The 23473-nt window shown below is 43.4% G+C and carries 19 protein-coding genes; 7 read left to right on the top strand and 12 right to left on the bottom strand.

All coding sequences use genetic code 11. The features are described 5' to 3' along the window. Nucleotides 1-295: 295 nt before the first annotated feature. Both ACXM1Q_RS02965 and ACXM1Q_RS02960 read right to left on the bottom strand, forming a co-directional pair. Nucleotides 296-5767: a G5 domain-containing protein gene (locus tag ACXM1Q_RS02965; protein ID WP_458516030.1), complete on the bottom strand. Its 5472-nt coding sequence runs from the start codon at nt 5765-5767 to the stop codon at nt 296-298. Nucleotides 5768-5999: 232 nt separating this feature from the next. Continuing rightward, on the bottom strand, nt 6000-7367 hold the full coding sequence (locus tag ACXM1Q_RS02960; protein WP_458516028.1) for an FAD-dependent oxidoreductase: 1368 nt from the start codon (nt 7365-7367) through the stop codon (nt 6000-6002). Nucleotides 7368-7512: 145 nt separating this feature from the next. Between ACXM1Q_RS02960 and ACXM1Q_RS02955 the strand changes: the two genes are divergently transcribed. From ACXM1Q_RS02955 to ACXM1Q_RS02940, 4 genes are all read left to right on the top strand, one after another. Then, a complete protein-coding gene (locus ACXM1Q_RS02955) occupies nt 7513-7812 on the top strand; it encodes a YbaB/EbfC family nucleoid-associated protein (protein ID WP_458516026.1) in 300 nt (99 codons plus the stop codon). 203 nt (nt 7813-8015) lie between these two features. After that, nucleotides 8016-9515 (top strand): SSURE domain-containing protein, encoded by a 1500-nt coding sequence (locus ACXM1Q_RS02950; protein WP_458516024.1) that lies wholly within the window; start codon nt 8016-8018, stop codon nt 9513-9515. 110 nt (nt 9516-9625) lie between these two features. Next, on the top strand, nt 9626-10315 hold the full coding sequence (locus ACXM1Q_RS02945; protein ID WP_458516022.1) for a response regulator transcription factor: 690 nt from the start codon (nt 9626-9628) through the stop codon (nt 10313-10315). Nucleotide 10316: 1 nt separating this feature from the next. Next, nucleotides 10317-11348: a sensor histidine kinase gene (locus ACXM1Q_RS02940; RefSeq protein WP_458516020.1), complete on the top strand. Its 1032-nt coding sequence runs from the start codon at nt 10317-10319 to the stop codon at nt 11346-11348. Between the two features lie 189 nt (nt 11349-11537). Here ACXM1Q_RS02940 and ACXM1Q_RS02935 read toward each other — a convergent pair whose 3' ends face one another. Beyond that, nucleotides 11538-12038: a DUF536 domain-containing protein gene (locus tag ACXM1Q_RS02935; RefSeq protein ID WP_458516018.1), complete on the bottom strand. Its 501-nt coding sequence runs from the start codon at nt 12036-12038 to the stop codon at nt 11538-11540. 112 nt (nt 12039-12150) lie between these two features. On the opposite strand from ACXM1Q_RS02935, the gene ACXM1Q_RS02930 reads away from it, so the two are divergent. Beyond that, nucleotides 12151-13332, top strand: a complete 1182-nt coding sequence (locus ACXM1Q_RS02930; protein ID WP_458516016.1) for a BaiN/RdsA family NAD(P)/FAD-dependent oxidoreductase — start codon at nt 12151-12153, stop codon at nt 13330-13332. Nucleotides 13333-13397: 65 nt separating this feature from the next. Here the strand turns inward: ACXM1Q_RS02930 and tsaD are convergent, their stop codons facing one another. From tsaD to tsaB, 3 genes are read right to left on the bottom strand one after another with little or no spacing between them, the layout of a single operon-like run. Further along, nucleotides 13398-14426, bottom strand: coding sequence for a tRNA (adenosine(37)-N6)-threonylcarbamoyltransferase complex transferase subunit TsaD (gene tsaD / locus ACXM1Q_RS02925; RefSeq protein WP_458516014.1), 1029 nt, complete (start codon nt 14424-14426; stop codon nt 13398-13400). After that, nucleotides 14398-14832, bottom strand: coding sequence for a ribosomal protein S18-alanine N-acetyltransferase (gene rimI / locus ACXM1Q_RS02920; protein ID WP_458516012.1), 435 nt, complete (start codon nt 14830-14832; stop codon nt 14398-14400). Before rimI ends, tsaD begins: the two co-directional genes overlap by 29 nt. After that, nucleotides 14829-15515, bottom strand: coding sequence for a tRNA (adenosine(37)-N6)-threonylcarbamoyltransferase complex dimerization subunit type 1 TsaB (tsaB, locus tag ACXM1Q_RS02915; protein WP_458516010.1), 687 nt, complete (start codon nt 15513-15515; stop codon nt 14829-14831). The genes rimI and tsaB overlap by 4 nt, the downstream gene beginning before the upstream one ends. A 162-nt stretch (nt 15516-15677) precedes the next feature. Between tsaB and ACXM1Q_RS02910 the strand changes: the two genes are divergently transcribed. Continuing rightward, entirely contained in the window at nt 15678-15914 is a 237-nt protein-coding gene (locus tag ACXM1Q_RS02910) for a DNA-dependent RNA polymerase subunit epsilon (RefSeq protein WP_458516007.1), read from the top strand. After that, nucleotides 15911-17596, top strand: coding sequence for a ribonuclease J1 (gene rnjA / locus ACXM1Q_RS02905; RefSeq protein ID WP_458516005.1), 1686 nt, complete (start codon nt 15911-15913; stop codon nt 17594-17596). Before ACXM1Q_RS02910 ends, rnjA begins: the two co-directional genes overlap by 4 nt. Before the next feature lie 17 nt (nt 17597-17613). On the opposite strand, the gene ACXM1Q_RS02900 is transcribed toward rnjA, so the two are convergent. The 6 genes from ACXM1Q_RS02900 to ACXM1Q_RS02875 form a co-directional block, all read right to left on the bottom strand. Beyond that, nucleotides 17614-18648: a S66 family peptidase gene (locus ACXM1Q_RS02900; RefSeq protein ID WP_458516003.1), complete on the bottom strand. Its 1035-nt coding sequence runs from the start codon at nt 18646-18648 to the stop codon at nt 17614-17616. Between the two features lie 41 nt (nt 18649-18689). Beyond that, nucleotides 18690-19619: a DUF389 domain-containing protein gene (locus ACXM1Q_RS02895; protein WP_458516001.1), complete on the bottom strand. Its 930-nt coding sequence runs from the start codon at nt 19617-19619 to the stop codon at nt 18690-18692. Between the two features lie 58 nt (nt 19620-19677). Continuing rightward, nucleotides 19678-21024 carry a type I glutamate--ammonia ligase gene (gene glnA, locus ACXM1Q_RS02890; protein ID WP_135036454.1) on the bottom strand — a complete coding sequence of 449 codons (1347 nt, stop codon included), beginning with the start codon at nt 21022-21024 and terminating at the stop codon, nt 19678-19680. 13 nt (nt 21025-21037) lie between these two features. Then, nucleotides 21038-21409: a MerR family transcriptional regulator gene (locus tag ACXM1Q_RS02885; protein ID WP_458516042.1), complete on the bottom strand. Its 372-nt coding sequence runs from the start codon at nt 21407-21409 to the stop codon at nt 21038-21040. A gap of 69 nt (nt 21410-21478) precedes the next feature. Then, nucleotides 21479-22015, bottom strand: coding sequence for an FUSC family protein (locus ACXM1Q_RS02880; protein WP_458515999.1), 537 nt, complete (start codon nt 22013-22015; stop codon nt 21479-21481). 62 nt (nt 22016-22077) lie between these two features. Further along, the gene (locus ACXM1Q_RS02875) at nt 22078-23277 is read right to left on the bottom strand and encodes a phosphoglycerate kinase (protein WP_458515997.1); all 1200 of its coding nucleotides are present in this window, start codon (nt 23275-23277) and stop codon (nt 22078-22080) included. Nucleotides 23278-23473: the final 196 nt, after the last annotated feature.

Raw genomic sequence — 23473 nt, 5'->3', positions numbered from 1 at the left:
ATTAAGTATACTTGAAGATTATAACAACTATCCCTTGAAATGTAAAGCTAATCTGAAAAAAGCGGAAAATGAAAATTCGTTTTCATTGACAATTTTTCATTAGTTTCTTAGGTTCGATTCAAACACTCAAAAAGAGGCTGGACTCACGTCCCAGCCTCTTTTTAGGTGGCCCTTATTCCTGACCTCCGTAATTGATTGGAAGATTATTCGTATTTCACACTCAAAATCTGACCCAATCAACCCGCGGTGGAGGAGAAGAAAAGCTCTTTCTCCTCCACCTTTCAATCATTTATGATTATAAGGAATCTTCTTCCCGTTTTTTAGCGGCCAATCCAAGACCTGCTAATCCTGCCAATCCTCCAGCTAGAAGGAGACCTGCAGAATCGCTAGTACCTGTATTTGGAAGAACCTTAACCTCAGCTTCTTGAGGAGCTGCCTCAACAACTGGGGCTTCTGGTGGGCAAACTTCTGCCACCTTGGTACCTTTGCGGACAAGACGAGTCACTGCCGCAACCGTCTCAACTGTCTCATGAGCTGTAACCTCACCTGTCTCAGGATCAAGAGTATAAGTAATCCGCTTGATTTCTTTACCAGCTACACCCTCAACTTCAACACAGATTTGACCCAATGGAAGTGTCGGATCTTCGACGACTTTCTCCTCAAATGGAATCTCAACAACTGTCTCAACTGGTTTTAGACCAACGCGAATCAACTGATCAACTGCTTCTTTCAAAACAGATCCATCTGGATGGCGGACTCCCTCTTGACCTTCTTGCTCTACAAGACGCTTACCAGCTTCCAGAGTCACATCACCTTTATAGATAACCTTAAAGGCGATTGGGCTAGTTTGACCAACACCACGTTTCACCACACGGTTCACTGCCTCGACCCGTTCAACCAGTGGCTCTTGGGCAGTCACTTGACCTGTTTGAATATTCAAGACATAACGAGTTGTCCGTGTCTCTTTACCAACGCGACCCTCAACAAGCACAACTTCTTTATCTGTTGGCAACATCTTCGGATCTTCTTGGTAAACAGTCTCAAAGCCTAACTCAGTCTCAACCACCAATGGCTTCACGCCAACTCGAACAAGCTGAGTAACTGGTTGAGTAGTTCGCTCTACTGTTTCTGGTTGAGCGACAGCCTGACCAGTTGCTGTATCCAAGACATACACTGTCGTATAGGTATCAAGACCTAACTGACCTGCCTGTGCCACCGACTGCTTGCCAGCTTCCATCTCAAGGTCTTCTTGGTAGACAGTTGCAAAGGCTACATCTGCTGTTCTTGTAGAAGGTTGTACACCAACTTCAATCACTTCCGCCACTGCTTTCATCGTCAAGGATTCGGTTTCTGGTTGAGCGGTAACTTCACCTGTCGCTGAATCCAAGACATACAAGACTGTATAAGTCTTCTGACCAGTCTGACCTTCAACCAAGGTACGACGGCTATTCGCTACCATATCCTTAGCTTCTAGGTAGCGAGTTGAGTAAGCTACCGTTTCAGTCCGTTGACTTGGACGAATTCCCACAGCTACAACCTGAGCGACCACTTCCTTGATGATGCTGCCGTTTGGATGGCGAAGACCAGCTTGGCCAGCAATCCGAACACTCTTCTCACCTGCTGCTAGACTAGCGTCTGCTACATAGTGGGTTGCAAATGGAAGTGTTGTCGTTTGACCAACACCACGCTTAATGACACGGTCAACCGCTGCTGTTTCTACAACAACTGGTGCCAAGGCTTTCACCTTACCAGTCGCAAGATCCAAGCTATAAGCCGTTGTGCTGACACGTTGACCAGCTTGACCGGCTTGCACCACAACTTCTGGATCAGTCGCTAACATGCTAGCATCATCTTGATAAACTGTTTGGTTCTTCAGAACCTCTGTCACCACCAGTGGTTTCGTACCCACTTGAATCATAGCTGGAAGCATTTCTCGTGTCACGCTACCATTTGGATGACGAAGACCAGCTTGACCGGCTACTAGAACTTGTTGCTGACCAGCTTCCAAGTCTGTTGTTGCCAAGTAAACTGTCGTAAATGGAATTTCTGTGTTTTGACCAACACCACGTTTGATCACTTGATCACGGGCTGCTGTTGCTTCCACTACTGGTGTTTGAGCTGTAACCAAACCTGTTTTCTCATCGAGAACATAGGTTGTTGTTGTACGTCTCTGACCTGCTTGTCCAGCTTGAACCAAGACTTCTGAATCAGTCGCTAACATGCTGGCATCTTCTTGGTAAACCGTTTGGTATGGAAGTGCTTCTACAACTACTAGCGGTTTCACACCGACTTGAACCAACTCAGCTACTGCTTCTTTCAAGACACTGCCATTTGGATGGCGAAGACCAGCCTGACCAGCTACTAGAACTTGCTTCTGACCAGCTTCTAGCTCTGCTGTTGCCAAGTAAACTGTCGTAAATGGAATAGCAGTCTCTTGACCAACACCACGCTTAATCACTTGATCACGGGCTACCACTTCTTCAACTACTGGGGTCTGAGCTGTAACCAAACCTGTTTTCTCATCGAGAACATAGGTTGTTGTTGTACGTCTTTGACCAGCTTGTCCAGCTTGAACCAAAACTTCACCATCTGTCGCCTTCATCTGGCTATCTTCTTGGTAAACCGTTTGATATGGAAGTGTTTCTACAACTACAAGAGGTTTCACACCGACTTGAACCAATTCAGCCACCGCTTCTTTGGTGATGCTTCCATTTGGATGGCGAACGCCCTCAACTCCAGCTGATACAACTTGCTTCTGACCTGCCTCTAGGCTAGTTGTAGCCAAGTAAACTGTCTTGAATGGCAAGCTACTGTCTTGACCTGTACCACGGCGAATCACTCGATTCACTGCTGAAACAAGAACTTCTGTTGGAGCATTGTCGCTGATTTGACCAGTCTTGCTGTCCAAGCTATAGGTTGTTGTAACCGTCTTCTGACCGTCTTTACCTTCTGTGACAACCACTTCTGGATCGGTTGCCTTCATGCTGGCATCATCTTGATAAACCGTCTCAAAGGCAATAGTCGTCACTTCAACTTTTGGTTTCACACCCACTTGGATAACCTGGTTCACAGGAAGCAGGGTCACTTGACCATTTGGATGACGGATACCTTCAACCCCAGCAGTCACTACCTGTTGTTTACCAGCTTCTAAATCTGAACTTGCCAAATAGAGAGTCTCAAAGGCAATCTTGCTTTCTTGACCAACACCACGGCGAATAACCCGATTCACTGCTGCTACAACTTCTTCAGTTGGAGCATTTGGTGTCACAGCTCCTGTCTTTTCATCCAAGCTGTAAGTTGTCGTAACCGTCTTTTGACCCTCTTTACCTTCTGTGACAACCACTTCCGGATCGGTTGCCTTCATGCTGGCATCATCTTGATAAACCGTCTCAAAGGCAATAGCAGTCACTTCAACTTTTGGCTTGGTTCCAACTTGAACAACCTGAGTGACAGGAGCTTGAGAAACTGTACCATTTGGGTGGCGAACACCTTCAACTCCAGCAGTCACTACTTCTTGTTTACCAGACTCAAGTCCCTCATTGGCCATATATCTTGTTTCAAAGGCAATCTTGCTTTCTTGACCAACACCACGACGAACAACCCGGTTCACTGCTGCTACAACTTCTTCCGTTGGAGCATTTGGTGTCACAGCTCCTGTCTTTTCATCCAAGCTATAAGTTGTTGTAACGGTCTTTTGACCCTCTTTACCTTCTGTGACAACCACTTCTGGATCTGTCGCCTTCATATTTGGATCTTCTTCATAAGTCGTCTCAAAGGCAAGCGCAGTCACTTCAACTTTTGGCTTGGTTCCAACTTGAACGACTTTTGTAACAGGTTCTTGAGAAACTGTACCATTCGGCTGACGGACACCTTCCACACCTTCTGTCACAACTTCTTGTTGGCCAGCTTCCAAATTCTCATTGGCTACATAAGTGGTTTCAAAGGCAATCTTGCTTTCTTGACCGACACCACGACGAACAACTCGGTTCACTGCTGCTACAACTTCTTCAGTTGGGGCATTTGGTGTTACAGTTCCTGTCTTTTCATCCAAGCTATAAGTTGTCGTAACCGTCTTCTGACCGTCTTTTCCTTCTGTGACAACCACTTCTGGATCTGTCGCCTTCATATTTGGATCTTCTTCATAAGTCGTCTCAAAGGCAATAGCAGTCACTTCAACTTTTGGTTTTGTTCCAACTTGAACAACCTTAGTCACAGGCTCCTTAAGAACTTCTCCATTTGGATGGCGTGTTCCTTCCACACCTTCTGTCACAACTTCTTGTTGACCCGCTTCCAAATTCTCATTGGCTACATAAGTCGTTTCAAAAGCAATCTTGCTTTCTTGACCAACACCACGGCGAACAACACGATCCACTGCTGCTACAACTTCTTCAGTTGGGGTATTTGGAGTGACAGTTCCTGTCTTCTCATCCAAACGATACGTTGTAGTCGTTGTCTTTTGACCCGCTTTTCCTTCCGTGACAACCACTTCTGGATCAGTAGGGTTCATACTTGGATCATCTTGATAAACTGTCTTAAACTCGATTGTTTCTGTTACAACAGTTGGCTTCGTACCAACTTTGACAATCTTCGCAACCGGTTCTTTGGTAACAACTGGCTCACCCTTGGTTTCAACAATCTCTTTACCTTCTTTTTTGTAGGTAGTCGTGACTGTCTGTTCACCGTCTACACCCTCACGCTCTGTCACCTGAGTATTGACTTCTAGGCTTTCATCTGCCTTGTATTCTGTTGTAAACGGAATTGCAGAAGTTTCAACTTTAGGCTCTGGTACCTTAGGACCTTCAATTTCCTCAATCGTTTCCTGGAATGTCTTGGCATCAAAGCTTACAGTACCAGTCGTTGTATTCCGAACAATAGCATCACCTGATAGAGGATAGAAGAAACGGTTGTAGTTCCCTGTATTGGCTGTACCAATCGTTGGGTTAACATTACTATAGCGAATTTTTTCTGTAACTGCTTGCGCTACAAATTCTACTCTATTTTTTTGACCGATACGGACTTTCTGACTAGAAGACCAGTACCAATCAGAACCATTATCTGACTTATAATACGGAACTGTTTGCCCATTTACTTTAAGGCTATTTGGCAATAGTTTAAAGTTAGCCGAATAACCAATCCCAAACACAAAGGGAACCTCTGTCGTCCGTCCAGCCGCAATTGTTGGCGTATAATCAAATTCAAAGCGGATATTATCTGTTGTCGGCGTATGGGCACTCTTTATCACATAACCCTTAAAGTCCGAAATCGTTCCGCCCGGTTTATCAGAGAAACTCTGAGCCTGACTATAGACCTGAACTTCACCTGGCTGTGCTGCCCGTAACACTGCAGAACGGAAAGCCGAAGCCCCTGCTGGCTGCTCCTTGTCAGTCGCTGTTTCAACACTATCTGAGTTTGCAGCTCCAGATGTAGCTTCTACATTCGCAGTTTCTTTCACAGACTCTTCTGTCGTTTCAACAACAGACGTCTCCGGAGCAAGTGTAGCTTCTACTTCTGAAGCCGTAGGACTTGCTGGTAATACAGGCTCTGCCACATATACAGTTGCCTCTTGAGGGGCCATCGATTCTACAGCAACAGCAGCTTCCGTAGAGGCTGATGCTGGTGTAGAATCTGTGTCTACTGGTGCAGCACTATCTGCTTGAACATTTTGCCCTGCAAAAAGGAAAGTCCCTAATAGTACAGATGCTGTACCATAAGAGTACTTCCGAAGCGAGAAGCGCTGAACCTGACGGTTAAACGTATATTTCTTCATATGTGTAATATACTCTCCTTCTATCCATTGATTGGTGATGCAATATAAAATTGGAGCCTAAGCTGGCAATTCTACAGTCTACTTTATAATAACATTTGATACTCATTCTGTAAATAATTTATCTTTAAACAAGGATATAAGTGCCATCTTATTCAACTCCGACTTAGAAGAAAAGGAGTCTATTCGCCTCACAAACAAAAAACAGCTAGGAAAATTTCCTAGCTGGTCTAGCTTAAAAGCGTTTATATCCTAGAGCATCCTGTGCTGCAAGATTCAATAAACTCCATTGACGATCAAATCCTGGTTGGAAGAAGAAGTCAGCTTCTGCTAAATCTTCCAAAGTCATTTTCTGAGCAATGGCTAGAGACAAGACATTTCCTTGAGCCGTTACATCTTGACGAGATAACACAGATCCCCCTAAAATTTGATGAGTTTGTGGATGGAACGTTAAGCTCACAAAAACTTCTGGGTTGTCTGACTCAGGAATATAGGCTGGACGTACACGATCAGCATAGAAGCTAGTTGCAAATTCTACACCTACACGGCCAGCTGTATACTGGTTCAAACCAGATGTCGCAAATTTATAACCAAAAATACCTAGGGCTGATGATCCAACAACACCTTTGTAAGCACGGGCTGGTTTTTGATCAAACAAAGTATTGGCTAGGTAGAAAGCAGAACGACGAGTCGTTGTTGCCAAAGCGATTGGAAGAGCTTGATTAGCTGGAATTGATGGTTGTAACGTCGCATCTCCAACTGCATAGATATCTTCTACATTTGTACGAAGGTAGGCATCTGTTTTGATGTAGCCACGCTCATCCAACTCCAAAGTACCTTTCAACCAAGCTGTATTCGGATAAACACCAACAGCTACAATCACGAGATCTGCTGGTACTTCACCTTTATCTGTTTTAACTGCACGAACGGCTCCATCACCAATAAAGGCTTCAACACTTGCACCCATATGCAAGTTCACACCGGCATCCACAAAAGCCCGCTCCAAAATCTCAGTTGATTCTGCATTGAGGTAGTTCCCCAACGGACGCTCAAGCATGTCAATCAAAGTAACGGATTTACCAGCTTGAGTGAAGACCTGAGTCGCTTCCACCCCAATATAGCCAGAACCAATTACAACAACATTCTTGATAGTGTCATCTTTTTGAGCAGCATTGATCTTGCTCGCCCAGTCATAACCGTGCATCAAGTAGATGTTTTCTAAATCTTTACCAGGAAGATTCAACTCAATCGACTCAACCCCTACACTAAGGATCAATTTATCGTAAGCAACAGACTCTTCTGCACCTGCAGCTAAATTCTTAACTGTAATTGTTTTAGCTTCTGGTTGGATCGCTGTTACCTGGTGATTGTTCACCACGCGACCTCCACGCGCTTCCAACTCTTCAGGTGAGAAGTTGCGAACAGTATCCTGACCTAGAGTTTTGCCTTCTAAAAACAATTCCATTCCACAGGACATGAATGAAACAAAATCCCCTGCTTCATAAATCGTCACATCCACATTCTCATACTTATCAAGAATACGAATAGCTGATTCATGACCACCGTGGGAAGCACCAACAATGACAACTTTTTTCTTAGACATAAAATATTCCTTCCTTTCTATTTCCATCCTACATAAATGTTCGAAAAGTCACAAACATTTAGCTTGGAAATTTTATCTTTTTTCTTTTTATTCAAAAACATGGTAAAATAAAGCCACATATTAAAAAAGAAACGAGAATAACCTTATGATGAATATGCAAAGTATTATGAAGCAAGCACAAAAAATGCAAAAGGATATGGAGAAAAAACAAGCTGAATTAGCTGCCAAGGACTTCACCGCTTCATCTGTACAAGATTTAGTCACTGCTACACTATCTGGAGATCGTAAGGTCAAGGCCATTCAATTCAATCCCGCTGTAGTTGACCCAGAAGATTTAGAGACTTTGGCCGATATGACTGCCCAAGCAATCAACAAAGCTTTAGAACAAATTGATCAGGAAACACAACGCAACATGGGGGCTTTAGCTGGAAAACTGCCTTTCTAAAAAGTAGTCTCATTCTTCAATATCTACCCGATACAACTAGCAATAGGGGTAGCCACCCATCTGGTTAGGACATCTTGTCCTAGCCTTTTTATTTTTTAAGAAAACCTAAGCTTTCCTTAAGAATTTCTTTAGAATTAGCTTACAGTTGCTTAATAAAAATACTCTATACTCACTATAGATTAAAGAAAAGAGGTTCAAATACTATGCCAACAGAATTTTATAGAATTCCGGAAAATAAAAAACTCGCTTCTCTCGTACTAGTCAGTGGTAGTCTCTTCCTTCTCGGACAAGTTCCCCAAGTACAAGCAGATGAGATCGAGTCCGAAAGTTCTGCTACACAAGTCACCATCCTAGAAAAGCCAGCTGAAGCTGTGACAGAGAATCTTGACCAGCTTGAAGAAGCTGTTTTCTACCAAGAAACTCCTCAAAGTAATCCCCAAGGAGAAACACAGTCTCTCGCCACCCCATTGCCACCGATGGAAGTCGTCGTTCAGCCAAAAACAACTAGTCCACAAGAAATTGCGGCTTCTCTCCCAACGAATCTCAAAAAAGAAGTTCATGTCCCAGAATCCTATCTAAAAGCAGCTCAGAGCCCTGGGCCTTTCACTGCTGGAGTAAATGAAGTTATCCCTTATGAAGCTTTTGGGGGTGATGGAATGCTAACCCGCTTAATTCTCACAGCCGCAGACCAAGCACCTTGGTCCGACAATGGTTCGGCTATGAACCCAGCTCTAGCTCCACTAGACCAACTCGAAAAAGGTCGTTACTTCTACGCCCTACATTTAGAAGGGGCTGCTAAAGATAAAGTTGGAGCAGAACTTCTCAACGTATTACAACAACAAGCACAGATCCCTTATCAAGGACAAGTAACTATTTATGACTCTAAGAACGGCATGGCTGATCTTACCAAAGTTATTGCTAGCCAAGCTGTCCGTGTCACCTTCCAACCACTGCTATTGCCAGAAGACCTGCGTAACGCCGTACTTGGGAACACCAAAAACAAGGTGCATATTCCTCAAGATTACCTTAAAAAAGCCCAGTTCCCTGGCCCATTCACAGCTGGTGTCAACCAAATAATCCCTCTCGAAGCCTTTGGGGGTGATGGAATGTTGACCCGTCTGATTCTTACAGCCGCAGATCAAGCACCTTGGTCTGATAATGGCACTGCTATGAATCCAACTTTGGCAATTGCTGCAAATCTACCAACTGGACAGTATTTCTACAGTGTATCCCTCACTAAAGCAGGTAAAGGTCTTATGGACCAGGAACTCCTTACTTTCCTCAAACAATATCAGGATGGAAACCTTTCTGCAACCATTACAATCTATGGATCCAAAGATGGAAAAGTGGATCCTGCACAAGTCCTAGCAACCAAGGAGGTCTCACTATACCTTGAAAAGATGCCTCACACTATGCACTCTGCCCCTTCTTCTCAAGCCCCTGAGCACCTCGTTGTACCATCAAGCATGACTAAAAACCTAGTAGAGAACCTTTCTAATACTACTAAGTCCATGCATATGGCTTCGTCCAGGGCTACTTCCTCCCAAAATAAGAATCCAAATCAAGTGATGAATCCTGAGCAGAAACTCCCATCAACAGGAGAAACAAGTTCAGCTTCACTTAGCTTACTAGGACTCTTGGGCTTGCTTAGCGGTTTTCATTTCCTTAAGAAATCCCCCTTCACAAAAAATAAGCAAAACTAAAGCAAGTACTGATTGGAGCTAGCCTATCCTCTTTGGCAAATAGTGTTATACTAAAACTAGTATAGGGCTATTTGCCTTTTCTTATCGCGGCCATTTTAGAAAGGAAAGCTATGACACATACCATCTTACTCGTTGATGACGAACCCGAAATTATTGACATCAACCAACGTTATCTCCTTCAAGCTGGCTATTGTGTGTACACCGCAACAAATGGTCAAGAAGCACTCCAGCTTTATAAACAACACACGATTCATCTTATCATCAGTGATATTATGATGCCAGAAATGGATGGCTACGACTTTATTTCAGAAGTCCTTCATCTAAATGAAGAGCAGGCCTTTCTATTTATCACTGCTAAGGTTTCCGAAAGAGATAAAATCTACTCCCTTAGCATCGGAGCAGATGATTTTATCACCAAACCTTTCAGCCCTAGGGAACTTGTCCTACGCGTCACCAATATTTTGAAGAGACTCTATGGGCGAAACAAGCCTGCTGAATCCATTCTTCAAATAGGAGATCTTTCCATTAACCCTATGACCCACGAAGTCTTTGTAAACCAGCACCCTCTCATCCTCCCCAATAAATCTTTTAATCTCTTATGGCTACTAGCCACTCAAAAACAACGTGTTTTTTCAAAATCGGAATTATATGAAAAAATTTGGGGAGAAGAATATCTTCAGGATACCAACACCTTGAATGTCCATATTCACTCTCTGCGTCAAGATATTGCTAAATTCAGTACCCCCAACACACCTAAAATTACAACAGTCTGGGGCCTAGGCTATAAGTTAGAGGAATAATATGACTTTAAAACAACACTTACTCATCGGCCATCTTGTCACCTTACTTCTGACACTGATTGGCGTTTTTATCGGCATTAATTACATGCTTATCGAGCAAGAAGAAAGCTTGACCATTATGGTTATCGTATCCATCGCGAGTTTACTAGGACTACTTCCAAGTCTCTTCATCAACCAAAAAGTCCTCCGCTCGCTCCAGCTCTTGGTCAACAAAATGCAAGCCATTTCATCAGGGCAGTTTCAAACCACATCCCAAATTTCATCCCCTCTTGAATTTCATCAATTAGATACAAAGTTCAATCATATGGCTCAAGATTTACAAATGACCTTTCAATCTCTCAAAGAAAGTGAGCAAGAGAAAGCATTGATGGTCAGCCAATTAGCCCACGATATCAAAACCCCCTTGACTTCTATTCAAGCCAGTATTGAAGGCATCCTAGACGGTATCATCCAAGGCGATGAAGTTCCCCACTACTTAAATACAATGCACCAACAAACCAAACGTCTCAATCATCTAGTGGATAAATTGGACTATCTTTCCTTGGCGATTGAAGAAAATCCAGCACCTCCACAAACCGAAGCCGTCTACCTTGATCAGGTCATTGTCGCCATCTTAGCCGAACACCGCTTGCAGCTAGAGCAGGAAAAACGTGAAGTTTCCATTCAAATGGATCCCGAATCAGCTCATATCCATAGCCACTATCACAAGCTCTATCGCATTTTAGATAATCTTATCCACAATGCTCTAAAATACTCAGCTCAGGCTAGTCCCCTGCACATTCAAGGTCAGCTACAGGGCCATACCCTAACCATTCACATTATCGATCAAGGTCAAGGCATTGCTCCAGAAGATCTCCCTCATATCTTCAAACGGTTTTATCGTGTGGAAAGCTCACGTAATATGAAAACTGGAGGTCATGGACTCGGATTAGCCATCGCTCAAGAACTCGCCCAACAACTAGGAGGTCACATCCAAGTCAAGAGCCAATTAGGAGTAGGAAGCCAATTCACCCTTGTTCTTCCCATTTCATGATTCCTAAAGCCTATTCCCATGCTGATACCGCAAGAATAGCAAATTCTCTCATCCTTCCAATAATGAGCAACTATTAAAAAATGGCTTAGGATGCTATCAAAAGATAGCATCCTAAGCCGTTTTAAAGTAGCAGCACCCTCCGATTAGCTACATGCACAACAGGTACTAAAAAAGAGGCCTGGCCTCTTCTTACGTTGCTCTTCCAAATAGTCGAGCCCAAAAACCCTTTTGGGTCTGCTCTTCAGCCTTTTTCTTCGCTGCGTCTAATTCCAACTTCAAGGTGTCCTTGTCATTCATCGCTTGTAGTGTCAATTGTTGTTGCTGGTCTAACTGCTTATCTTTTTCAGCAATCTGGGAGTCCTTCGTCCGAAGCTGTTCATCTTTGGACTTCAACTGCTCATGCAAGCGTTCAATTTCTCTCTCTTGGCGTATGATTTCTTCGTTTTTCTCGTCAACCAGGATTTGTAGGATTTCTTTTTCTTTGGCATCTTCACTAATAGGCTCATCTTCAAAGATGGTTTTCTCATAGTGTTTTTCTAGTTTAATCAAGCCGCTTTTCGTAACAACCGTCACACCTCTTTCATTCTTGGACAAATCCTCCGGTGGTAGAGTTTTAATACGATCATTGACGGCTTGGCGGCTGACTCCTACAATTTCAGCAATTTCCCGTACAGTTTTCTCAATCGCCATATTACCCTCATTGTACTTTTACTTTTTCTTTTTTGGTATCTAAATCTTAACACATCCCACTTGGACTGTCAAATAATCCGAAGTTTCTTCAAACCTATGATACAATGGCTATATGAAGCATTTTGAAACTATTGTATTAGGTGGCGGACCTGCGGGGATGATGGCCACCATCGCGAGTGCCTACTATGGCCAACAAACCCTTCTCATCGAAAAAAATCGTCGCCTAGGAAAGAAGCTAGCTGGAACTGGTGGCGGCCGCTGTAATGTCACCAATAACGGGACTTTAGAAGATCTCATTACCAACATCCCTGGTAATGGCCGTTTTCTATACAGCGTCTTTTCCCAATTTGATAACCACGACATTATTCGTTTTTTTGAAGAAGAAGGAGTGGAACTTAAGGTCGAAGATCATGGGCGGGTCTTCCCCAAAAGCGATAAATCACGGACCATTATTGAAGCTTTGGAGAAAAAAATCAAGACACTAGGGGCTTCCATTCTGACCCAAACGGAAATTGTGTCGGTTAAGAAAAAAGACCAGCTTTTTCATCTACGATCCGCTGATCAAGAGTGGACTTGCCAACGTCTAATTGTCACAACCGGTGGAAAAGCCTACCCTTCCACAGGATCCACTGGATTCGGTCATGACATCGCTCGCCACTTCCAGCATCATATCACGGAATTAGAAGCTGCCGAGAGTCCTGTTCTAACCGATTTTCCCCATAAAGAGTTACAAGGAATTTCTCTCGATGAGGTCATCCTTAAACTAGGCAAGCGAGAAATTCGTCACGACCTCCTCTTTACCCATTTTGGTCTGTCTGGCCCAGCCGCTTTACGAATGTCATCCTTCATCAAGGGCGGAGAAACCATTGAAATTGATCTACTCCCTGATCACTCCAAGGAAGAACTGCTCTCTCTCTTGGAGCAGAACCGAGATAAGCAAGCCAAGAATTTCTTCAAAACGCTCTTACCCGAACGGGTGGCCCTCTTCTTACTTGGAAATCTAGCCGAACTGCCTATCAAACAAATCCCTTCCAAAGAATGGGAGCAGGTTCTACTAAAAGTCAAAGGCCTCCAGGTTCCCGTAACAGGGAAAATGTCTCTAGCTAAGTCCTTTGTAACCAAGGGGGGAGTTGACCTTAAAGAAATCAACCCTAAGACCCTCGAAAGCAAGCTTATCCCAGGCTTGCACTTTGCCGGTGAAGTCATGGATATCAATGCCCATACGGGAGGCTTCAATATTACCAGTGCTCTTGCCACCGGTTGGGTAGCTGGTAGTTCCATCTCCTACGACTAAAACCTAAAAAACAGATGTTTCAAGGTGCTGATGAGGGCACCACATGAGACATCTGTTTTTTGATACTACTCCTCTGACATCGCCTGTTCCCGAAGAACTGGAAAGGCCAAACTTGGTTTCGCATTCAAATCCCAAGAAGCCAAACGTCCTTTATTCCATTCGCTCACACTCGCATAGGCAATCATTCCTGCATTATCACCACACAAGCGTAGAGGAGGAATCACCACCGGAATATCCTGTATTTCCTCAGCTAGACGCTGACGTAAACCGGTATTGGCTGCGACACCACCTGCAACAACCAACATCTTCACAGGGTACTTCTCTAAAGCTTTTTTCGTTTTTCCGATTAAGATATCCAAAACCGCTGCTTGAAAACTTGCTGCAAGATCCACTTGACTGAGTTCTTGCCCCTTTTGTTGTGCATTATGATAAAGATTGATAAAGGCTGATTTTAAACCTGAAAAAGAAAACTCCAAATTATCTTCTTGCAACATCGCTCGAGGAAAATTGTAAACATCTCGACCTTGATGAGCCAACTCATCAATCTGTCGACCCGCTGGGTAAGAAAGACCCATCACACGTCCCACCTTATCGTAGGCTTCACCGACAGCATCATCGCGCGTTTCGCCTACAATATGGTATTCCCCTGGCTCTGTTACATAGACCAATTCCGTATGGCCACCACTGACCAAAAGAGCTAGTAATGGAAATTCTAAGTCTACCTGGTCCTGCGCTGCCATGAGGTGACCGGCCATGTGGTTCACAGGAATCAAAGGAATCCCATGCGCCCACGCAAAGGCTTTAGCCGCAGATAGCCCGACTAACAGAGCTCCAACTAAACCTGGACCATAGGTCACTGCGACAGCATCTACATCTGTTGCTTCAATCGCAGCTTCCTGTAAAGCCTCCTCTATACAGACCGTAATAATCTCCACATGGTGACGACTCGCAACTTCGGGCACCACACCACCAAAGCGTTTATGACTCTCAATTTGGCTGGCAATGATGTTAGATACGAGTTCTCCATCTTTTAACACAGCCACACTGGTTTCATCACAAGAAGTCTCAAACGCCAGAATAATCGTTTCTTTCATGAAACTCTCCTTTCATCACTAAGGCATCCTCGAGTGGATTCTGGTAATAGGCTGGACGTCGACCTACTTCCACAAATCCTACAGATTCATAAAGCCTACGAGCAACTTGATTCGACTCCCTTACCTCTAAAAAATAGGGTTGTCCCTTGGGAAGCGAGTCCAACAGACGCCGAGCAAGGCCGCGGCCACGATAGGTCGGTAAAACCCCCACTTGTAGAATCTCTCGCTCCCCTGTCAAGTCTTGGAACACACAAAGCGCCACCAAATCGGCTCCTTCTCGTAGAACATAGAAATGAATATCCTCACGCTCCAAATCCTGAGCAATCATTTTCTGAGTCCAGGGAGCCCCCTTCGGATACACCTGATTTAAAAAATCAAATATCTGCTGACTAGATAATGACTTCATACGCGTCGAATATAGGACTCCCCGTGGTCCTCAACTCCCTGCTTCTCCAGCCATTGCTCCTCTGCCTCTACCCGTTTTAAATAATTAGGAACGAGAGCATGAGGTAAGATCGGCTGTGCATCTGATACCTGAGCTAGAACCCCTGCATCCGGTAGGGTAGCGCGAATCCTTGCATGGGGCAAGGTCTGATGAATCAGCTCTTCAAAAGCCGCAACCTCGCCAACAAAAGTGACCTCAGACCAATCCTTAACTAGCTCTAAAACAGATTCTATCGCATAATAGCCTTCTTCATGCAACACCGTATCCCCCTGATAGAAACCAGCATATACATGGTTACGCCGAGCATCCACTAAAGACACAACCGGCTTCAGTAGATCTGCTGGAACTAGTGCTCTTAAACTCGAAACTGCGACTAGCTCAATTCCAAGCGTCTGAGCCAATACTTTGGCTGTCGTCACGGCAATACGCACCCCTGTATAAGAACCGGGGCCATAAGCTACCACAATCCGATTCAAGTCCGCCGGTTTTACATCACAAGATTGGCATAAAAAATCGATGGTCGGCATCAAGGTAATACTGTGATTTTTCTTCATGGCCAAGGTGACTTGTCCGACCATTTTATCACCATCCAACAAGGCTACCGACAAAGCTTGATTGGAGGTATCCATGGCTAAAACTTTCATATGATTCTATCGTCCTTACTTGATTATCCCTTTTATTTTATGATATAATCAGCATTATTGCAACGAAACAAAATCTAATTATACTGAGAGGAAGGAGTTGGTTCTTCTGTATATCGCTCCTTCCTTTTCCTATGAAATTCGCAATACTAGAAAGGATAACCTATGATTTTTAAAGTCTATTACCAAGAAGTCAAAGATCGGAGTCCCCGTCGAGAAACTACCCGCTCTCTCTATCTAGACATCGATGCGCAGACAGAATTAGAAGGCCGCATCAAAGCACGGCAATTAGTAGAAGCCAATACCGCCTATAATATTGAGTTGATTGAAGCTCTCTCCGAGAATCACCTAGCCTACGAGCAAGAAAATGAACACTTCGCATTAACGGAGTTCCCATCATGAGCTACCAGCTAAAAAAAGAGGAAGTAGGAGTCTTTGCCATTGGTGGACTCGGAGAAATTGGGAAAAACACCTATGGTATTGAGTACCAAGATGAGATCCTCATTGTTGACGCTGGAATCAAATTTCCCGAAGATGATTTACTCGGTATTGACTACGTCATTCCAGACTACTCCTATATCGTCGACAATATCGATCGTGTCAAAGGAGTCTTAATCACTCATGGTCACGAAGATCACATCGGAGGTATTCCTTTCCTCCTCAAACAAGCCAACATTCCTATCTATGCAGGACCTTTGGCACTGGCTCTTATTCGCGGAAAATTAGAAGAACATGGATTGCTACGGGACGCTAAGCTCTTTGAAATCAATCACAATAGTGAGCTACAATTCAAGCACCTCAAAGCTACTTTCTTCCGTACAACCCACTCCATTCCAGAGCCACTAGGAATTGTTATTCACAGTCCACAAGGTAAGATTGTTTGTACCGGTGACTTCAAATTTGATTTCACCCCTGTCGGTGAGCCTGCTGATTTGCATCGAATGGCTGCCATCGGAGAATCTGGAGTCTTGGTCTTACTCTCTGATTCGACCAATGCCGAGATTCCAACCTTTACAAACTCTGAAAAAGTGGTGGGACAATCCATCATGAAAATCATCGAAGACATTGAGGGACGTATTATTTTTGCTTCCTTTGCTTCCAACATTTTCCGACTCCAGCAAGCTGCTGAAGCTGCTGTCAAAACCGGTCGTAAAATTGTTGTCTTTGGTCGTTCGATGGAGAAAGCAATTCTTAACGGAATTGAGTTAGGATACATCAAAGTTCCCAAAGGAACCTTTATTGAACCTAACGAAATCAAGGAATATCCAGCAGAAGAAATCCTCATCATGTGTACCGGTAGTCAAGGAGAATCCATGGCTGCCCTATCACGAATCGCGAATGGAACCCACCGTCAAGTACAACTTCAACCTGGAGATACCGTGATTTTCTCCTCCAGTCCTATTCCTGGAAATACAACCAGCGTGAATAAATTGATCAACAAGATCATTGAAGCTGGAGTTGATGTTGTTCATGGAAAAATCAATAACATCCATACTTCCGGACACGGTGGTCAACAGGAGCAAAAGCTCATGCTTCGCTTGATTAAACCGAAATACTTTATGCCCGTACACGGTGAGTACCGCATGCAAAAAATCCATGCCCAACTAGCTGTTGACACAGGCGTAGAAAAAGATAATGTCTTTATCATGAAAAACGGAGATGTGCTCGCTCTAACGGCCAACTCTGCTCGTATCGCTGGCCATTTCAATGCTCAAGATATTTACGTAGATGGAAACCGAATCGGGGAAATCGGAGCCGCCGTACTTCGTGATCGCAAAGACTTATCAGAGGATGGTGTTGTCTTAGCTGTTGCAACTGTTGACTTCAAGAGCAAGATGATTCTAGCAGGTCCAGATATCCTTAGCCGTGGTTTCATCTATATGCGTGAATCAGGTGATCTAATTCGCCAAAGCCAACGCATTCTCTTCAACGCTATTCGTATCGCCTTGAAGAATAAAGAAGCCAGCATTCAATCCGTTAATGGTGCGATTGTCAATGCGCTAAGACCTTTCCTTTATGAAAACACAGAACGGGAACCAATTATTATCCCAATGGTCTTAACACCAGACGACGAAAAGCAGTGAGTTCAACTCACTGCTTTTTAGCTTTCTAAACAGGTAATCACCTGCTCCAGAGCGTCTACTTGGACGTCAACTCCAAAAGGAAGGATACAGCGTGGGGTCGCATGCCCGATATTGAGATTGGCCAAAATTGGAAAATCTGGATTATCGATGACATCTACCAAGATTTGATGATACTCCTCCATATAGATCTGATCCTGTGGTTTTCCAAAAAGAAGTCCCGTGACAACCTCAAAAAGACCATAATCCTTCAAGGTCCGAAGCATCTTCTCAAAGTCCTTTGGACTAGGTTTTTCCTCACTGGTTTCCAAGAGAAGGATTTTCCCCGACCAATCCTCCAAACTTGGGAAGAGTTGGTATTTTTGACAAAGTTCTACCTGATCTGGGAAGCGACCACCCTCAAGTATTTCATAGAGAGACTCGAGACACCCTCCAAGGATGGAGCCCGTAAAAGTACTCGGACCTTGCAAGTGGAGAAAACCTTGATTTGGCTGAGAAGGCATGGCTTTCCCCAGACCAGCGGGACTGAAGTCTTCCCTTTCTTGATACCAAAGCGTGCTTGGACGAATCTCTTCAATCTTCCCTTTTTCCACAAGTTCTTCAAAATAAGAACGCGTATAGGGGAGCATATCATCGGCTAATTCACAGACGTCTGGCAGAAAAGCTTGCCCATAAAAAGTCTGTAAGCCGAGCTGATGCAACATGAGGTGGTTGATAGTCGTATCCGAAAATCCTAAGAAAATTTTAGGAGATAAGACCTGCTTGAGTTGATCGTCTGCCAAAAGATACGGGAGCAGGCGATACGTATCGAAACCTCCAATGGCACAAAGGATCATATCCAATGAAGGGTCTGCAAATGCATCCAACAAATCTTGAGCACGCGCCTCTGGATGTTGGTCTAAGTAATCCACTCCCTTCAAAGCATTGGGCAAAGTCACAACTTCTATACCTAAATTTTGCAAGCGACGCAAGCCTAGCTCCAGTTCATGTGCAATAAAATCCTCCCCGAGTATCCCACTCGAAAGGCTCACAATTCCAATTTTCTTTACTCTCATCTCGAAATCCTCCAACTCATAAAACTCATTTCAAAACAGCATTAATCAATATCTGTCTCTCCTCCTTCAAAAGTAGAGACCTGCTGCACAACTACCTTCAGTTCCTCTAAGCCATACTCTTTTTGGCGATGTACAATTTCTTGAACATCGGCGGCTGTTAACTTAGGACCTATCACAATCAGCCGCAGTTCTTTCTTCTCATCATCAAAACGTTGGCTTAAGACGCTTTGTTCAGGCAATTGATGTTCCACAAACAATCGAATATTCTCCTCAACCATCCGTTTATCTGTCGCAACTTTAGCTGGGATAGCTAACAACAAACTTAGTCCCATCACTATAACGTATACCGCGTAAGTTAACGTGCAACGTTTTCCAGTCTGCTTAAAAGCTTGAGACACAAGATAATGACCTAATAGAATAAAGAAAACATTGATACCAAATAAATAAAGACTTCCCTTTACATAGGCTAACTGACCAGTTGCAATCCCATAACCAGCTGCACAAAGCGGGGGAACCAAAGAGGTCGCAAGAGCCACACCAACCGCAAGATGATGGACTTCCGTCCGACGAACTCCAATAGCCCCGACGATTCCACCGATAAAAGCCACTAGAACATTCCCAATAGTTGGAGCCACCTGACTCTCTAACTCTGAACCAGCTAGCTTCAGCGGAGACAAGCAAAAATAGAAAACAGCCAGAAGGACAGCAACTACCACTTGTATAAATACCAACCAGCAGGAGCGTCTGATAAGAGAGAGATCTACATACGATAAACCAACACCTATGCCAATAATTGATGGCATTAAGGGGGATAGGAGCTTAGCACCCAAAATCATCGGTATTGCATTTAAATTCAACCCGATACAGCCCACCAATACTGCAGCTACTAATAGAACCCAGTGTTGCTTTTCAAACACTAAATCCGACTTTAGCCTCTCTAGGTAGTCCCTCTCTATTTTTCTATGCTCCATCCTCTAACCTCTTAGCTTTCAAAGAAAGGCCTAGCAATGACACTAGACCCTCAGATTCTTAATACATCTCTAAGTAATTCTCAATCTCCCATTGCGAAACATAAGTTGCATAGCTTGCCCATTCAATCCGCTTAGCTTCTAAGAAATTGGTATAGATATGCTCTCCCATAGCTGCCTTCACCACTTCATCTTCCGTCAAAGCCTTAAGAGCATTATGAAGAGTCGACGGTAAATCCGTAATTCCCGCTTCCTTACGCTCTTCTGGTGACATGGTATAAATATTGGACTCAATTGGTTCTGGAGCCTCAATACGGTTGGCAATCCCATCCAAGCCTACTTCCAATAGCACTGCCATAGCAATATATGGATTTGCCATTGGATCTACTGAACGAAGTTCCAAACGAGTTCCCATCCCACGACTTGCCGGTACCCGTACTAATGGCGAACGATTACGACCTGCCCAAGCAATATAAACAGGAGCTTCATAACCTGGAACTAAACGTTTGTAGGAATTAACGGTCGGATTCATCACAGCAGTATAATGATAAGCATGTTTCAACAAGCCGCCTAAGAAGTAGTAGGCTGTTTGCGATAGCTGCATACCATTTGGATCTTCTGGATCAAAGAAGGCATTTTGACCATCCGGTCCGAATAGAGACATATTGCAGTGCATTCCAGAACCCGCAATCCCATGCTTAGGTTTTGCCATAAAGGTTGCATACATACCGTGTTTCCGAGCAATCGTCTTAACAACTAGCTTAAAAAGCTGAATTTTATCACAAGCTCGTAGAACATCGTCATATTTAAAGTCAATCTCATGCTGACCAACTGCTACCTCATGGTGACTTGCTTCTACTTCAAAGCCCATCTTGGTTAAAACATTGACGATCTCCCGACGGGTATTATCTGCCAAGTCTGTTGGGGCTAAATCAAAGTAGCCTCCCTTATCATTGACTTCCAAAGTGGGTTTCCCTTGTTCATCCATTTTAAAGAGGAAGAACTCTGGCTCTGGTCCCAAATTGAAAGAAGAGAAACCAGCTTCTTGCATCTGTTTCAAAGATTTTTTCAAATTAGAACGAGGATCTCCTGCAAATGGTTCGCCTTCAGTGGTATAAACATCACAAATCAAACCACCAACACTACCATTCTCATCTCCCCATGGGAAAACAATCCACGTATCCAAATCTGGATAGAGGTACATATCTGACTCATTGATCCGTACAAAACCTTCGATTGAAGATCCATCGAACATAGCTTTATTGCTGAGAACCTTATCTAATTGTTCATCTGTGGCTGGAATCTCAACATTCTTCATTGTTCCCAGGATATCCGTAAACATCAGACGGATAAAGGTAACATTCTTTTCTTTTACTTCTCGACGAATTTGCTCTGCGGTAACAGACATAGGAAACTCCTTCTTATAAATGGTTAGGTCCTAAAGAGTGAAAAGTGCCGCCTCCGGAAGCAAATGGCCCTTCGCGCACAATATCTCGATGTAGTGCTTTGCGAACAGCCTTATCGCTCATCTTCTGACGTGACTTTTGTTCACGTTGATGAAAGCGATCTTTAATCTCCGCAATGGAATAGCCCTCCGCTAGCAAATCTTTGATTTCCAATAAGCGATCCATATCATTTAATGAAAAAAGACGACGATTCCCCTCGTTTCGCTCTGGTTTAACCAAACCATGCTCTTCGTAATAACGGATTTGACGATCCGTGAGATCCGTCAATTTTCTTACACTCGACATAGGAAAAACAGCAAGATGGCGACGTAATTCTTTTTCTTTCATCATTCGAACCTTTCTGTTATCCATTATAAAACCAGGCAAGACATCTGTCAAGATGTCATGTCAGTTTTTCTAACTTGTTCTTTTTAGTAGTATGCTCCGTATTCGATTAATATCATAATTCACCAAAATCGCCACAAATACACCAAAAAAAGTTTCCAAAACTCTAGTAAAAACATAGAGCACCGATTCACCAGATGGAATCGATAAACTAATAATCAAGAAAGCCGCGGAACCTCCAATAATCGCACCACCTGTATTTGTCGCCACACAAGTCATGATTGTCAACATGACCCCTATCGGAACACCTAAAAGAAGAACCCAAGAATTCCCTGGAAAAGCCCGCTCTAAAACAAAATAAAAGAGGGCATAGAATCCACCAATACTATTCGCAATCACACGGGACATCCCAAAATGAACACTCTGATTAAAATCCTCCCGCAAACTAAAAATTGCTGTTAAAGCTGCAATCTGCATACCGTCCCATCCAAACCAATGAAAACAGAGCAAGACTAGAAAAACCGATAAACCGGTTTTAAAAGTCCGCATACCTAGACGAAATTTCTTAGGATCAAAACGGTAACGTTTAAAATAACGAAGTATATTCATAAATGATTTACCCAAAGTAAAAAGTTGGGGGACTACCGTCCTCCCAACCTTAGCGATCATTCTTATTTTTCAGTCAAGGCTGCCAAACCTGGAAGTACTTTTCCTTCAAGCAATTCCATTGAAGCACCACCACCAGTTGAAATCCATGAGAATTTATCTGCACGGCCAAGATTGATTGCTGCTGCAGCAGAATCACCACCACCGATAATTGATTTCACTTCTGGCTGTTTCACAATGGCATCCATAACACCGATAGTACCTGCTTGGAAATCAGGGTTTTCAAAAACACCCATTGGTCCATTCCAGACAACTGTCTTAGCCCCTGTCAAAGCCTCGTCAAATTTAGCAATAGACTTAGGACCAATATCCAAACCAAGGAAGCCTTCAGAAACAGCTTCACCTTCTGTATCACGAACTTCTGTATAATCTGCAAAAGCATTTGCTTCTTTAGAGTCTACTGGCAAGATCAATTTACCGTTTGCTTTTTCAAGAAGAGCTTTTGCCACATCCAACTTATCTTCTTCAACAAGTGAATTTCCAATTTCAATCCCTTGTGCTTTGAAGAATGTGTAAGTCATTCCACCACCGATCAAGACTTTGTCAGCTTTTTCAAGCAAGTTTTCGATAACACCAATCTTATCTGAAACTTTTGATCCACCAAGAATTGCTACGAATGGACGGACTGGATTATCCACTGCCTCTTGAATATAAGCAATCTCATTTTCCAAAAGGAAACCTGCTACTGCTTGCTCAACGTTCGCAGAGATACCAACGTTTGAAGCATGTGCACGGTGTGCTGTACCAAAAGCATCATTTACAAAGATGCCATCTCCAAGAGAAGCCCAGTATTGACCCAATTCAGCATCATTTTTAGATTCTTTTTTACCGTCTACATCTTCAAAACGAGTATTTTCAACTAGAAGAACTTGACCATCTTCCAAAGCATTGATAGCTGCTTCTAATTCAGCTCCACGAGTTGCACCAGGAATAAAGACAACTTCTTGACCCAATTTTTCAGCAAGTGCTGCAGCAACCGGTGCCAATGATTTTCCTTCTTTATCTGCTTCTTCTTTTACACGACCAAGGTGAGAGAACAAGATTGCACGTCCACCTTGTTCAAGAATATACTTGATTGTTGGAAGAGCAGCTGTGATACGGTTATCATTTGTAATAACGCCATCTTTCAAAGGCACGTTAAAGTCCACACGAACAAGAACCTTCTTGCCCTTCAATTCAACGTCTTTTACAGTCATTTTTGCCATGATACAAAAACCCCTTTAAATTTTTTATACCTTTCCATTATACCACACTTGCTCTCATTGTGAGAAAGAAAACAAAAAACTTATCTAGGATTTACCTTCAAAAAAACTCTACTCAAATCCCAGTCGCAAAAGATAAGCTTTCTCATCCTTACATGCTCTCCCCTCACCTTTTAGCACCATCCCTTTACTTAATCGC

It is taken from the genome of Streptococcus sp. 10F2, assembly GCF_054331515.2.
Note: the sequence above shows the minus strand (reverse complement) of the source record. Positions and strands in the feature narration are given on the sequence as shown.